At 38.2% G+C, this 14,722-nt stretch carries 14 protein-coding genes; 6 read left to right on the top strand and 8 right to left on the bottom strand.

All coding sequences use genetic code 11. The features are described from left to right. Window positions 1–443 precede the first annotated feature (443 nt). Window positions 444–1,133 (top strand): peroxiredoxin, encoded by a 690-nt coding sequence (locus MSBR3_RS16185; protein WP_080942344.1) that lies wholly within the window; start codon window positions 444–446, stop codon window positions 1,131–1,133. Window positions 1,134–1,389: 256 nt separating this feature from the next. Here MSBR3_RS16185 and proC read toward each other — a convergent pair whose 3' ends face one another. The 3 genes from proC to MSBR3_RS16200 form a co-directional block, all read right to left on the bottom strand. Further along, entirely contained in the window at window positions 1,390–2,208 is an 819-nt protein-coding gene (gene proC, locus MSBR3_RS16190) for a pyrroline-5-carboxylate reductase (protein WP_048109190.1), read from the bottom strand. A gap of 219 nt (window positions 2,209–2,427) precedes the next feature. Further along, entirely contained in the window at window positions 2,428–3,579 is a 1,152-nt protein-coding gene (proB, locus tag MSBR3_RS16195) for a glutamate 5-kinase (RefSeq protein WP_048109191.1), read from the bottom strand. A gap of 199 nt (window positions 3,580–3,778) precedes the next feature. Then, a complete protein-coding gene (locus MSBR3_RS16200) occupies window positions 3,779–5,122 on the bottom strand; it encodes a glutamate-5-semialdehyde dehydrogenase (protein WP_048109192.1) in 1,344 nt (447 codons plus the stop codon). A gap of 1,302 nt (window positions 5,123–6,424) precedes the next feature. Here MSBR3_RS16200 and MSBR3_RS16205 point away from each other — a divergent pair. Then, entirely contained in the window at window positions 6,425–6,841 is a 417-nt protein-coding gene (locus MSBR3_RS16205; RefSeq protein ID WP_048109193.1) for a DUF356 domain-containing protein, read from the top strand. Window positions 6,842–6,992: 151 nt separating this feature from the next. On the opposite strand, the gene MSBR3_RS16210 is transcribed toward MSBR3_RS16205, so the two are convergent. The 3 genes from MSBR3_RS16210 to MSBR3_RS20500 form a co-directional block, all read right to left on the bottom strand. Next, the gene (locus MSBR3_RS16210) at window positions 6,993–7,421 is read right to left on the bottom strand and encodes a toprim domain-containing protein (RefSeq protein ID WP_048109194.1); all 429 of its coding nucleotides are present in this window, start codon (window positions 7,419–7,421) and stop codon (window positions 6,993–6,995) included. A gap of 144 nt (window positions 7,422–7,565) precedes the next feature. Beyond that, on the bottom strand, window positions 7,566–7,883 hold the full coding sequence (locus MSBR3_RS16215) for a DUF167 domain-containing protein (RefSeq protein ID WP_463605534.1): 318 nt from the start codon (window positions 7,881–7,883) through the stop codon (window positions 7,566–7,568). A gap of 281 nt (window positions 7,884–8,164) precedes the next feature. After that, window positions 8,165–8,311, bottom strand: a complete 147-nt coding sequence (locus MSBR3_RS20500) for a hypothetical protein (protein WP_155396844.1) — start codon at window positions 8,309–8,311, stop codon at window positions 8,165–8,167. Between the two features lie 463 nt (window positions 8,312–8,774). On the opposite strand from MSBR3_RS20500, the gene MSBR3_RS16220 reads away from it, so the two are divergent. The 4 genes from MSBR3_RS16220 to MSBR3_RS16235 all read left to right on the top strand — a co-directional run bounded on the left by MSBR3_RS16220 (window position 8,775) and on the right by MSBR3_RS16235 (window position 12,279). Continuing rightward, complete coding sequence (locus MSBR3_RS16220; protein WP_048109196.1) at window positions 8,775–9,884, top strand: amidohydrolase family protein; 1,110 nt, start codon at window positions 8,775–8,777, stop codon at window positions 9,882–9,884. Between the two features lie 18 nt (window positions 9,885–9,902). Continuing rightward, on the top strand, window positions 9,903–10,355 hold the full coding sequence (locus MSBR3_RS16225) for a universal stress protein (RefSeq protein WP_048109197.1): 453 nt from the start codon (window positions 9,903–9,905) through the stop codon (window positions 10,353–10,355). A gap of 86 nt (window positions 10,356–10,441) precedes the next feature. Beyond that, entirely contained in the window at window positions 10,442–11,296 is an 855-nt protein-coding gene (locus tag MSBR3_RS16230) for a CBS domain-containing protein (protein WP_048109198.1), read from the top strand. Between the two features lie 284 nt (window positions 11,297–11,580). After that, a complete protein-coding gene (locus MSBR3_RS16235) occupies window positions 11,581–12,279 on the top strand; it encodes a 2,5-diamino-6-(ribosylamino)-4(3H)-pyrimidinone 5'-phosphate reductase (RefSeq protein ID WP_048109199.1) in 699 nt (232 codons plus the stop codon). A 28-nt stretch (window positions 12,280–12,307) separates the two neighbouring features. Here the strand turns inward: MSBR3_RS16235 and MSBR3_RS16240 are convergent, their stop codons facing one another. Both MSBR3_RS16240 and MSBR3_RS16245 read right to left on the bottom strand, forming a co-directional pair. Then, window positions 12,308–12,841 (bottom strand): hypothetical protein, encoded by a 534-nt coding sequence (locus tag MSBR3_RS16240; protein ID WP_048109200.1) that lies wholly within the window; start codon window positions 12,839–12,841, stop codon window positions 12,308–12,310. A gap of 845 nt (window positions 12,842–13,686) precedes the next feature. Next, on the bottom strand, window positions 13,687–14,388 hold the full coding sequence (locus MSBR3_RS16245) for a YkgJ family cysteine cluster protein (protein WP_048110642.1): 702 nt from the start codon (window positions 14,386–14,388) through the stop codon (window positions 13,687–13,689). Window positions 14,389–14,722: the final 334 nt, after the last annotated feature.

Genomic DNA, 14,722 nt, shown 5'->3' on the forward strand with positions numbered 1-14,722 from the left:
CCGAAATTGAGAGAATCTCTGATTAGATTCATCAAATGCATGGTATGCACTCGGTTTTTCAGAATTGATCTATAATTCAGGGACACGACCAAGAATTAAAGCCGATTTTAAAAAGAAATTTTAAAAGAACGAATTTCTAGCAAGAGAAGCTCTTTTTCAGTATTTGATGATAAATAGAATAATAATGATAATATAATAATAATTGGGATATATAAAGTGCTTTTAGGTAAGATTGCTTTTAGTAAAATTGCTTAGGTAAGATTGCTTTTAGTAAGATTGCTTTTAGTAAGATGCTTTTAGTAAGATTGCTTTCAGGGGGAAAAGCAATGCTTTTAGTGTTCACTCCCAAAACTAGAAGCAAGAATCAAAGCCAGTCTCAAAGCCAGTCTCAAAGCCATTCTTAATACAAAGGAAGGCAAGAAGGCAAAAGTACAGGTGAGAATATGGTAGAAACCGAGTATGAACATATACGTATACCGATAATTGGAGAAGATGCACCCTCATTTACAGCAGTGACAACTCAGGGACAAATCAATTTCCCTGAGGATTATAAAGGTAAATGGGTTGTTCTTTTCAGCCATCCTGCAGATTTCACACCAGTATGTACTACCGAATTCATGACCTTTGCCAGTATGCAAGAGGAGTTCCAAAAAATTAACACTGAACTTATAGGACTTTCGATAGATAGTATTTTTTCTCATATTGCCTGGATTAAGAGAATAGAAGAGAAAATTGAGTACAAAGGAATGAAAAATATTGAGATTAAGTTTCCTGTAATTGCAGACCTGAGAAAGGAAGTCGCGAAGAAATACGGCATGATCCAGCGAAAAGGATCAAGAATCCAGACTGCAAGAGCAACATTTGTTATAGACCCTGAGTCAAAAATAAGAGCATTAATTTATTATCCTGTACCGAACGGAAGGAATATACAGGAAATCAAAAGGCTTATCAGTGCCATGCAAAAGAGTGATGCTGAAGATGTATCGACTCCGGTAAACTGGCAGCCAGGCGATGACGTTATAGTTCACCCTCCACGTTCAATGCAAGAGGTAAAGGAAACGCTTGAAAAAGCTGGAGATGAAACTTATTGCCTTGATTGGTTTCTCTGCCTGAAGAAGGAAAGCAGAAAGTAGTTCCGAAAGGAACGGCAAAGGAAAGAAAATGTTAAATAAGCAAACTCTAAAACTCAAAACTTGCTTCTTTGTGTTTCACATCTTAAGTGACTAATCAAGATTCGGATCATGAAAGCAATCCTAAAAAGTCCTGTTATAAAAAGTCCTGTTAATTAGATTCCACGAAGCTAAAGAATTCGGGGTTTTACCCTTCGACCTATAAAAAGCAGATAAAATTAAGTAAAAAATAAAAAATAGAAAAATGAAGAAAATAAATTTATTTCTTCCCAAGCTCTTTTGAGCGTTCGGTTGCCCTTATAACTGCGTTCATAAATGCAGCTCTGACTCCGGCTTCTTCAAGGGCATGAACACCCTGAATTGTAGTTCCGGCAGGAGAAGTAACCATATCCTTGAGTTCTCCGGGGTGCATGCCTGTCTCAAGCATCATTTTTGCAGCCCCAAGTACAGTTTGGGCTGAGAGAGTGAGGGCACTTTTTCTATCCATTCCTTCAAGGACAGCCCCATCGGCCATTGCCTCAATCACTGGAAAGATAAATGCCGGCCCGCTGCCTGAAAGACCTGTAACGACATCCATCAGGGATTCAGGCTCCTGAACTGCGGTACCTACTGCAGAAAAGATTTCAAGAGCAGTTTTCATGTCTTCGGAAGTAGCATATTTACCTGGAGCAATGCCTGAAGCAGCTTCGGAAACTGTGGCTGCAATGTTTGGCATTACACGTATGACTCTTGTGCCAGCAGGAAGTGCATTTTCGTAAGTAGCAAGAGGTACACCGGCTGCAATTGAGATTATAAGTTTATCGGAAGTTATGTAAGCTTTAAGATTTTCAAGTACCGAACCCAGAGTCTGGGGCTTCACCGCCAGGATAAGAATATCGGATGCCTTGGCGATAACAGAATTGTCAGTGGATACATTAATGCCAAGCTTTGCTTTCAGATCGTTCAAGAAAGGTTCGTACACATCGCTTGCACCAAGATTTTCAGGTTTTACAATTCCGGCCTTTATAATTCCCTGCATGAGAGCAGAGCCCATTTTTCCTGCTCCGATAAATCCTATCTTTCGGTTATGATCTACCATATAATTTCTCCTATTTCCAAAATAAATGCAAATATAGAGGCAACTGCCTCAAAACGTATTTTTAACTAATATTGAGTAATTAAAAAGGACTTTAGAGTCCAAATAAATTTTTAAGAAATTAGTAGATTGATAAAGTTTCCAAACTACAAGAAATTAATTGGATTCTTCAGAAATCCCGAAAAATCCGGTTTAGTTCTTCGAACATGCTGGAGATTTAACTCATTTTTCCAGTATACCAACATTTTCTTTTTTTATTACATTATTGTAATTGTTATAGCCCAAAATACTCTCAATTTCGTCGGTGTGGGCTCCTTTTATCTTTATAAGTTCTTCAGAGGTATAGTCTGTGATTCCTTTCGCAAAGACCCTGCCTTCACACTCTAATCTAACCACATCTCCCCTATCAAAACTTCCCTCAACTTCTACAACTCCTGCCGGAAGAAGGCTGTTTTTTCCGAGGACTGCAGCTTTTGCCCCTGCGTCTACACGGATAGTGCCCGAAGCCCTTGCAAGAAGGATCCAGCGAGCACGGTTTTTCTGGATATGCCTTTCAGCCAGGAATAGGGTACCAATTTCATCTCCAGACAAAACTTTTAGGAGTACGTTTTCAATCTCGCTATTTGCAATCAAAACGTAACAACCTGCCATACTACAGATTTTTGCAGCTTTTATTTTGGTCCTCATTCCCCCTACGCCCTTAAAGCTTGTTGGGTCACCCCCATAACTTTCAATTTCAGGTGTGATTTTTTCCACAAGAGAGATGAGTCTGGCATCGTTGTGCATCTTTGGGTTTTTGTCAAAGAGACCGTCGATATCCGAAAGAATAACCAGGAGATCAGCATCGATTTTGCTTGCAACCATTGCAGAAAGCTTGTCATTGTCTCCGAAGATTGCTTCAATCTCGTTTGTACAGGTGCAGTCATTTTCGTTTATTATGGGAACTACCCCATATTCAAGAAGGGTAGAAATACTGTTTCTGAGGTTAAGGTAGGATATCCGGTCAGAGTAAAAGTCATAAGTAAGAAGGATCTGAGCAACTTTTATCCCATGCTTCGAAAAAGCTTCGCTCCAGTACTGCATAAGGATGCTCTGTCCAACTGCTGCCGCTGCTTGTCTGATAGGAATTTCACGAGGTTTTGGGGCAATGCCCAGTTCATAGAGTCCTACGCCTATTGCTCCCGAACTTACCACAATTACCTCTTTTCCGCGACTTCGAAGCTCGGAGACCTGAGCTGCGATACTTTCCATAAAAGCAGGATCAATACTGCAGTTTTCTTTTGTACTGTCACAATTTTGTTTTGTAATTGAGGAAGTACCTATCTTGATAACGATTTTATTAACATCATTGAGAAATTGATTTCTATCTGTCAATCACAAGGCCTCGTAAAATATTTTGAGAATGCAGCTGAAATAAGTAACAGCCACAATCCGGATTTCCATCGCTTGCACTCAATTTGCGCTGGTATTTCAATTCAGATATATAAACATATCATAATTCTTCGATATTCTTCAATAATCTTCGATATTCTCCAATAATCTTCGATATTCTTCGAGAATCTTCGGCAGGATTTCAATCTACATTCTCAAATTTAAGGTCAAGTTTTCTGTGTGTATAGGCTTTTGCATTTTCTCCTGCATAATCTGCAACAACCTGCCCTTTCCCGAGCAAGATATATTTGTAGATCAGGAGGCCTTCCATGCCTACAGGTCCACGAGAATGGATTTTGTTTGTGCTGATTCCTACCTCAGCCCCTTTCCCATAACGATAGCCATCCGCAAAACGGGTTGAAGCGTTTACCATAACACTCGAAGAATCAACAAGTCCTGTGAACTCTTTTCTTCTAGAAGCATTCTCAGTTATTATTCCGTCGGTGTGATGAGAACCGAACATGTTTATATGGTCGATGGCTTCCTTTATGGTATCAACGAGTTTTATCGAAAGAACAAGATCATTGTACTCAAGACTCCAGTCTTCGTCCGTAGCTTTTGAAAGAGGAGAAATCCCTCTTTTTTCAAGCAGAGCATAGCTGTCTTCATCACAGCGTAATTCAACCCTTGCGCCGAGGTACATTTCTGCCATTTTCGGCAGGAAAGTATCCGCAATTTTACGGTTTACCAGAAGGGTTTCAATGGCGTTGCACACTGCAGGATACTGTACTTTCGCATCGAAGCAAACCTTCCAGGCTGTATCGAGGTCCGCATATTCATCCACATAGATATGACAGATCCCGCTAGTATGTCCGAGTACCGGAATTTTCGTATTTTCCTGGATAAACTTAACAAACTCATTTGAGCCCCTTGGGATCAGGAGGTCTACATAAGCATCAAGACTCAAAAGATCCATTATCTCTTCTCTTGTTTCCATAAGCTGGAAAGCCCCTACTGGCATGCCGGCGGTAGATTCTATGGCTTTTACAAGGATCTGAAAAATAGTGCGGTTTGACTCTCGAGCTTCACTCCCGCCTTTGAAGATGGTCGCGTTCCCGCTCTTAAGGCAAAGAGACATAACCTGAGGCACCACATCAGGCCGGGATTCAAAGATGACACCTATAAGGCCGATTGGACAGCTCACCTGGTAGAGAATAAGGTCTTTGTCCAGCTCAAGAGTAGAGAGGGTGTCTCCTACAGGGTCTTTAAGTTTAACTACATCTCTGATTCCTGCAATCATTCCGTCAATTTTTGAGTCGCTTACTTTAAGTCTGTCTACAAGAGCCTGAGTGAGCTTCCCTTTCTTTTTCAGTTCCACTGCAGATTCAAGGTCTTTTGCGTTTGCATCCAGAATAGCTTTCCTTTCCTTGTCAAGGGCCTGAGCCATAGCCTCAAGCGCCTGATTTTTTATTTCCGTACTTACACTGGAAAGCTCAATCGATGCCTTTTTTGCCTGTATTACTTTGGATTTAATATCTTCAGCCATATAATTACCTTCTAATATGACGACTTCTGTATATCCCTAATTAAGAAGCTGGGCAGCCAAATCTGTTACCGTATCAGTAAATTTGCAGAAGATTCGGCATTACTCGATATCGGATAGAAGTAAAATCTTACTATTAGATTATATGTAATGATTTTATCATTGAACTACAGGTAACGGTCTAATTACTGAATTATAGGTAACAGTCTAATTACTGAATTATAGGTAACGGTCTAATTAATAAATTACAGGTAATGGTCTAATTAATAAATTACAGGTAACAGTTTGGTAATTGAATTACAAATGATAGAACTTACCGTTAAATAATTGAATAGTAGTGCTGAACTTAGATTAAATATCGAATTAAACTGAAGGTTATTTTTCTCTTTAGTATTGAGGATATACCATAATTCTAAAGACGTATTAATTCTTCCGCTCCATAGAAGTAAACGCGGAAAAAACTAATGTAGTTCTGTAATACTTTTTAAACTCTGTAATATGTTTAAATTCTGTAGTACATTTTAATACCTTATTTGTACACTATTTTGGTATATGATATAGCGAAGTTCTAAATAAGAGATTTCATTTTACCGGCAATGTTGTATTTATAAAGTTTTACTCACACTGCTTTACTCACAATATTTTACTTCCAATATTTTACTTCCAATGTCCTTGCAGCATTATATAGAGGTTTTTAACTCTGGACATTTTATATGGTGACCTGGTCCCAGGAGCGCAACTTACTAAGATATTTCTTATTAGATTAACCTGAAGTAAGGTTTTAAAGTAAAACTTTATCTTATTAAAATTTATTTTTTAAAGTTTATTTTTGATTCTACAAAATTGGGAGTCCTTGAGTAGGTTGATATAATCGATAAAGTTGTTCTAGTTTCAACTTTAGAAAAATTTTGAATTAACAATATAGTAGCATGACGTTATTTATTTTGTTACATTTATAAAAATGGTGGAATTCGGATTCATTGAAAGATATTATTTCAAAACGAATATATATAAGATGAATATAACTAGAATACGCGACTCTATTATTTGGAAGCGTATACTACATCTGAAAAAAGAAATTGCAAGGTACCCTTATAATTTTTGAAGATCTCTTACAAAAGAGAGATGAATTTTACAGCCCAGGGACCAGACCATATATCGCGCCGTAAAAGTAACTAAAAGGTCATAAGAGGCCTGAAATATCCGAAAACTCGGCTGTTCAGCATATCTCATACACAAAGATTATTATAGGGGTAAATCCATATCGAAATGGGGATAACTTCAGTATATTGGTGGTGTGTAAAAATGAAATCATTCGCATTAGTCCGGGCAGACGATTCGGACAAAGTAAAAATAGCCTTACATGATCTAGAACGATACGGACATATTCAATTTTCAGCTACTCCAAAATGCATAGAGCCAAACTATGCTGATGAACTTCTTGTTAGTGTAATGGGCGTATCCCTCAAGTCAAAATGCAACTCTGCAGCACTGGTGGAATTAAATAATCACGCAGGAGCAGCAATTAGTAGGCTGAAAAAAATTCATCCTCCTGCTCATATAATTATCATCAGCCCAAGGCACAAAATGTTTGAAGAGCTGGCTGGCAAGTTTCCAAAATATCCGGAATTTGACAGAACATTCAACCATCAGAAGAGTCCGCAGAGTATGGAGATAATTCAGGAGAAAGCAGAATCTTCCAATCCCATGCATAAAGAATAAAACAACTCCGTCAATTGTTAATGTTAACTCAAGTCAATGTTAACTTAAATATTTGTATTCAGCAATATTCATAACATTAACTTTAATATTAAATATTACTTTAATATTAATTTTTGAACTTGACCTCAAATTTAATTTTTAAGATGTAGACTTATTGGAAATCCTGTTTGCAGGAACCAGTTTTCAGTCTCAGCTTGGAAACATAAGTGTACAAACTTTCTATGTCTTTAATTTCCTTCTGAGAGATGAATCGGAGTTTATTTCGGATCTCAAGATCAGGTTTCAAACCGAAACTCTGGAAGTATCCAGAAAGCTTTATAGCCAGAATGTCACCTCGTCTGTCCCAATCAGTTAGTATAACTACTTCACTACCAAGACGCGCAATTTTCTCAGAGAAGTTAAAAAGAGATTGACGAGTTGCAAGTTCAAAATTGCCTTTAATTCCAAGCCTTTTTAGTGAGAGAACGTCTCTTTTTCCTTCAACAATGATAATTGCTCCCCTTCCAGAATATTCAGAGAGTTCGGAGAGCAGCTCTTCAATCCTTTCAAGCCTTTTTCTGTAAATTTCGAGATCAGCCACGTTTTCTGCAACCTTATTATTAATTAAAATTTTAGAGAACCGCATTACATATAAGTAGTTTACTTATAACAGTTTACTTATCAGGAGATAAAGAAATTACTCTTAAAGTTTAATTATTTTTAAGTACAGTTTTAAATTTCTTGTTTATTTCTTTAAACGCTCTCCAAAAACTGAAACTGCCTGTTGATATGAAACTCCTTTTAACAATAAAGATTTCTTACTACTTGTTGCCCCGCTGTTTATAATAATATCCGAACTACTAATTGTAAAAAGTTCAGCAAGGCATTCTACCAGCTGTTCGTTTGCCTTTCCTTTCTGGGGATTTTTGGTTAGTTTTACTTCAATTCGTTTGCGCCACTCATTATAACCGCTTGGAACCGAAATAGACCTGGAGCCTGGAGTAACTTCTATATCAACAATCACACTGGACCCCATATCTGATATCGCCTCTTCGAAAGACATATCTTTTATCTTTCTGGAGGATCATATAAATCAATGACGGATTTACCTATCAAAGCAAAAAATAATCGGAGACAATGGAACATAAGCTTAAAATTTCAAGCAAGTGAAGTTTCAAACAAGTAATGCTAAAACAATTAGTATTCAAATGAGTAATAATTCAAATGAGTAATAATTCAAATGAGTAATAATTCAATGAGTAATAATTCAAATGAGTAATAACTCAACAAGTAACAATTCAAACTAGATAGATATTGTTCAAGGAACTTCCGGAAAAAAAGTTTTTAAAAGAATGGGAAAATAGTGTTGTAGCCCTGGCGCACTAACTCCGAAAGCTCATCCTCTGGTTTTCCGCAGTCACTTTCAGTTACCCTCGTGCAGGGCAGTATCACACTATTAATGTACCGCATTGGGGTTGTCTGTACACTCACAGTCAGGATTTTCCATTACCTCATGCAAGGACCTATACAATGCGACGAAGCCACATTATATACATAATAATATATAAAAATGTCGACGAACTGTTGATTAATTACATTACAATATTAAGGAAATAGTTACATTAAAGCTGATTTTTCTCAAGAAAATGATTTAGATTATAAAGGCAACATAAGAACATAAGATTGCAAAAATAACCTAAAAGAGTTCAGAATTAACTGCTAACTGTGAAGATAGACATCATAAAAAAGCAACAAATAAAGAAAAGAGTAGTAAGTGCTATTCCTAACAAAATTACATTCTCAAAAAGACTGTGTTCTGGGAAAATTGAATTTTGAAGAAGTGTACATTCTGAAAAGATTATAATGTAAAAATATGAAGAAAAACTTATATATCATGTACATGTTTGCTCTTCCACAAATTGAGCATAGTGCTTAATGAGTAGCTGAGGTGCATATGTACGGCACTGAACAGATAATTCCAGGGACAATTATTGCAGGCCCCGAACTGGAACCCATTGAGGGGTACATCTGCGTAAAGAGAGGAATAATTACGGAAATTGGGGAGGAGCGTACACCCTCTAAAAATATAATTGCTCCCTGCTTTGTCAATGCACATACTCACCTTGGAGACTCGGTATTCAAAGACCCTCCTCTGGGAAGGACTTCCGGCTTTCGGATTCAAAGAGACCTGGATGCTCTTGTAAAGCCTCCTGACGGGTTAAAACATAGAATATTAAGAGACACACCATACAAAACTCTAATCGAAGGCATGAGAAAGTCCTTGCTGGATATGATAGAAACCGGAACCTGTGCTTTTGCTGATTTCAGGGAAGGGGGTGTTGTAGGAGTTGCAGCCCTGAATAAAGCTCTTGAAGGACTCAAACTTCATTCCATGACACTGGGCAGACCTACGGAGCCTGAACTACCGACTCAAGTTGTACTGGCAGAAGTGAGAAGAATTCTTCTACACTCAACCGGACTTGGGATAAGTGGGGCAAATGACCTTGATTTCAAACTGTTGGAGAATATTTCTACCTGCACACGGCAACATAGAAAAATCTTTGCAATTCATGCCGGAGAAAAAGACACGAGCGATATAGAAAAAGCATTGTCGCTTAAGCCGGATCTCTTGGTTCATTTGACAAATGCTACAAGAAAAGATATTGAAGACGTGGCTGATGCGAAGATTCCGGTTGTTGTCTGTCCCAGATCTAATCTAATTACAGGAGCCGGAATTGCACCTGTTGCCGAGATGCTGGAGGCTGGAATAAAAGTGGCTGCAGGAACGGATAATGTAATGTTAAATTCTGTAAATATGTTTGCTGAAATGGAATTTATGTCTAAGATTTTTTCTATTGATGATAGGCAAGTATTTAAAATTTGCACACTTAATGGTTCCTTTGTAATGGGATCTAATTCTACGGGCTCAATACAAAAGGGGAATAAAGCTAATCTCATGATCCTGAATGGAAATTCCAATAATCTTGCAGGGATAAAGAACCCCATAAGTGGAATTACAAGGCGGGCAAGACCCGATGACATATTATCAGTACTTCATTCATAAAGCAAATGGAGAATAAACATGATGAGCGAATTTTACCGGAATATAGTGATTGCAACAGATGGATCCGAGAACAGCCTTAGGGCTATTTCTTACGGTATTGAGATTGCAAAACTCAGCGGAGCTACGGTTCACGCTCTCTACGTAACAGATATAACTTCTTTTTCTTCGATGCCTATGGATGCGGGATTGGAAGCAATATATGACACCCTGAGAGAAGAGGGGAAGAAAGCAATATCCGTGGTAAAGGAACACGGAGATGCCTCAGGAGTTGAGGTAAGAGAAGTAACATTGGAAGGTCACCCGAGCAATGAGATTATAAATTTCGCAGAAAATAACGATATTGACCTGATAGTTGTAGGCACCCTCGGCAAAAGCGGGCTCGACAGATTTCTGCTTGGAAGTGTTGCAGAGAAAGTAGTAAGAGGCTCAAAAGTCCCGGTCCTGGTCGTCCGGAGTGAAAAACAAGATTAAGACTTTCTAGTCAACTGGAAGCCTTTTAAGAAATAGATATCGGAGAAAGAAAACCAGGATTTAGCGTATACAAAGGTGTATATCAAATGCCAAAAAGCATCTTCATTGAAGATATCATGGTAAGGGATGTAGCAAGTGCAACCCTTCCAGGTTCAAGGGACGAGGTTCTTAAAATTCTTAAGAACAAACACATTTCAGGAGTTCCAGTAATTAAAGACTCCAAAGTTGTGGGAGTTGTAACAAGAACAAACCTATTACAAAACCCTGAAGAAGAACAACTGGCTCTTCTTATGACACGGGATCCGATAACCATATCCTCCGGATCTGATCTGCAGACCGCAGCACGTTTACTTCTGGAACACCGCATAAGAAGGCTTCCGGTAGTAGATGACGGGAAACTTGTAGGGCTTGTTACCGTGGCAGATATTATAGGTACAATTGCAGACATGAACATTGATATCCCGATAAAGGACTATGTGGAAAAGAAAGTCGTTGCAATATACAATGAAACGCCTCTGCCCGTTGCTGCCAGGATTATGGAACTGGCAGGTGTTAAGGCTGTACCGGTACTTGACTCAAGCCTGGAACTTGTAGGGATTATCTCGGATCGTGACGTTATTGCTGCAAGCATAATTGAAGACAGTGTAGAGATGTCAGATATGTCTGCAGGTCAGGATGACGACGCCTGGACATGGGAATCGATGCGAGACACCATGAGCATTTACTACAGTGTCTCAAGGATTAAGGTTCCCAACCTGATCGGAAGCGATATCATGATAAGAGAGCCAATCACAGCCACATATATTACATCTGTCAGCGACTGTGCACGGAAAATGAAGAGGAACAGAATTGACCAGGTTCCGATTATCAATTCAAACCGAAAACTTCAGGGACTTTTGAGAGACCATGATCTCCTGAAACCTCTGATAGAAGTCGAATAAATTAAGATTAGAACCTTGCTTCTAAGAATCGTTAAATTTTTTAGCGCGAAGCGAAGAAGATAACACTACTTGATGCCTATCTAACATCTATTTAACGTATATTTAATGTAGGTTTAACGTATATTTAATGCAAATTTAACCCTATTTAATGCAGATTTAAACCTATTTAATGCAAATTTAACCCTATTTAACGTATATTTAATGTCTATTTAAGGAATTCTTCAAGAAAGGAGGTGTTTTCCCTAGAGCACCTCTGAAAACTATTTTTTTCAGGAGCTAGAAAAATGGACAGACCTTTTATTTTTATTAATTCTGCCATGTCAGCCGACGGCAAACTCTCAACAAAGGAAAAGAAGCAGGTTCGAATCTCCGGAAAACTCGATTTTGAACGGGTCGACGAACTCCGAGCCCATGCAGATGCAATTATGGTAGGAATAGGAACTGTCCTCTCGGACGACCCGAGCTTAACAGTAAAGTCTCCAGAGAGAAGGGAAGCAAGGAAAGCCGCAGGAAAGTGTGAAAATCCGGTAAGGATTATTGTGGACAGTTCAGCAAGAACTCCTCTTGATGCCGATATTTTTAAAAAAGGAGAAGGACTCAGGATAATTGCTGTTTCAACTTCTGCTCCTGCCGAAAAAATAGAAAAATTGAATGAAAAAGCTCTCGTCATCAAGGCAGGGACTAAAAAAGTAGACCTTCCGGAGCTTGTAAGAAAATTAAAGGAAATGGAAATAAACACAATTATGGTCGAAGGAGGGGCAACCCTCAACTGGGGAATGCTTTCTTCAGGCCTTGTTGATGAAATTTACACCTTTGTAGGAAACCTTATTATAGGCGGCGCTACAGCCCCAACTTTCACTGACGGAGAAGGATTTTCAGAAACTGAGATCCTTAAACTAGAACTGCTTTCAGCCGAAAAAATAGAAGATGGGATACTTCTCAGATGGAAGGTAAAAGAAAAAATGAATCAGATTGTTTCTTAATTTTTTGCCCCTTATAGTTTTTCTAGCATCAACCACTGTGTGGAAAATCAAAATTATTGTCAATGAAACTGATAATAAGTTCACATACGTTATCACCACAGCTTCTTCTTTTGGTATATATGTGTTCCGAAAAAGGTAGTATACCTTCAATCAACCCTGCTTCATAATTATCTATGGACAAACAAGTTCTAGCATTCCATTTTTTAAAATGTCCTCCCCAGCGACATTTCCTGGCATGAATTACTATTTTATTGTCATCTTTACGAACTATTTTGCTTTTGATTCCGAAAATCCGGTGCATTGCCAATAGTACATATGCACATCCTTCCAGATCTCTTTTTAAGCCCAGCATCTTCAGAATTTCTGTTGATTGCTCAAAGCCAATGTTATACATAATCTCATTTAAGTTGCTTACACCGTCTTTTCCATATTTCTCCTGCATCATTTCCAGAGCGCCAAGATATATCATCCCAATTCCACTGACAGATTTTTTCCATCTCAAAGAATAGGGGATTTTATCCCATACAATCAGTCTCTTCAATAGAAAACTTTTAAAAGACATGCTACTCCTCTCAGTTTGGAATCTGAATTTCCCAGAATGAATATCAAATAATTCATGAGGCAGTCTGACTAGATCATTTCAACCTGCGTTCAACATGCCAATATTAGATTTTGAAAAATTAACAATTTTAGATAATTGGTAATGATTGCTGTTTTGAAAAATATTGTGTAATTTATTCAGCTGAAAATGTAATACAACCAAATCTCACATAATGCAGGTCTCATGACATATAAACAATGAACACTTTAAGTAATGAATACTTTCTCTAATATTATTTAGCTTAGAGTAATGTGTTTTCCAGCAAAAGAGTTATCGCTATCGTTTAAAATATTGGAAAAACGAGTTGCTTATCAAAAATCAAATTGCGGGCGGCCACCCCACTCTAAAAATGGGGTATGCTTCGGGCCGCCCGCCCGGTTACTTGGATACAGATAATTAAGTATTCTTTAACAAGGTTTCCTTAATATAAGTGATTGAAATTTTGACCTCGGTTTCCTATCCGATTTACTATCTATATAAAAGGAAACTACGGTTTAGATATTCAAAGAGAAACACGAAGAGGAGAGGGTTCACTTCATCCCCAACCTGAAGGATGGGGTATTCGTGACCCTCTGCGCTCCCGTAGTAATAAATCTCAACTTATCTTTTCACGTAAAATAGCTGTTTGAATTTTATTGTTCCTAACTTTTGTTTTTTACTTAAACTTTACTTAATTGTGATTCCACGGAGCTAGATGCGTGTTCCTCTACATGATTTATATCTAACCGAAAAAATAAAAAGATAAAATTCTAGTATTTAATCAGATTGTCAATCAAGTTCTACCGTACTGTTAGTCAGCATTTGGTTTAAAGATTATATTTTTCAAATCCGCCTTTAAAGTAAACAAAAACTTCAAGTTCGCACTTGCCTTTAAGGAATTCCCTTATTCTGCGGTCGTATACGCTTTGAACGTGTTTAAGGTCGTTTTTTTGGAAGTGAGCCTTCACAGCTTCAAAAAATCCGATAATCTGTCTCAGGTAAGCCTCTTCATAAGCTCTGGTATCCTGTGCAATTGCTTCACACTCGGAGTCATCAAGTTCGGAATAATAGCTCCCATGCTCGTTTAAGCCGCTCATCTGGCGCCAATCCACATTACCGGAGTCATCAGCTTCTCTGTGAAGCATATAAGGATAAACTCTGCAGATTGAAGGACGCCTGTCATAAATTGTACAACGCTTATTCTCAAGGAAAATACAGGAGCCATCAGGCTTTGTTTTCAGGGCATAGCCTGAGACATAAAACCTACCCTTCTGGTCGCAAAACTCGTAATAAGGAGCAGGAGTAACTGAATCCGGATTTATCTGCCTTATAACAGCAAGGTCCGCATCGAGCAGGAAAACGTGGTCGTTAAACTCTTTTGTGCAGCAGCGTGCGCAGAGTTCACACCTGAACCCCAGCTCTTTAATAATACCCACAAATTCAGAGTCAGGAAATTTCTTTACGTCTGCGAGTTCTTCCCGTGCGTCTGCAAGCCTTGTTTCAATGTTATTCTTTTTTACGCTAATCACCTTTTTAAAAAAAGAATTATGCAAGTATACCTTATTTTAATTCTATGTCCGTAACATTTAATTACTAGCATTTCTTTTTATCATAAATCCAAGGCTTGATGACATTTATAATTTCGCACTTTCAGGCTTCAAGGAATATCAGATATTCTTCAATCATCATTGAGAATTATCGATTTAACGTTATAGAACCAGGGAATACCTGTTAAACCAGGGAATACCTGTTAAACCAGGGAATACCTGTTAAACCAGGGAATACCTGTTAAAATACCTGTTTATTGAGACTCTGCCGAGGAAAAATAAATCCGCGGCAACCGGCAGTGTCCAGCAATAAGCG

The organism is Methanosarcina barkeri 3 (assembly GCF_000970305.1).
GTDB lineage: Archaea > Halobacteriota > Methanosarcinia > Methanosarcinales > Methanosarcinaceae > Methanosarcina > Methanosarcina barkeri_A.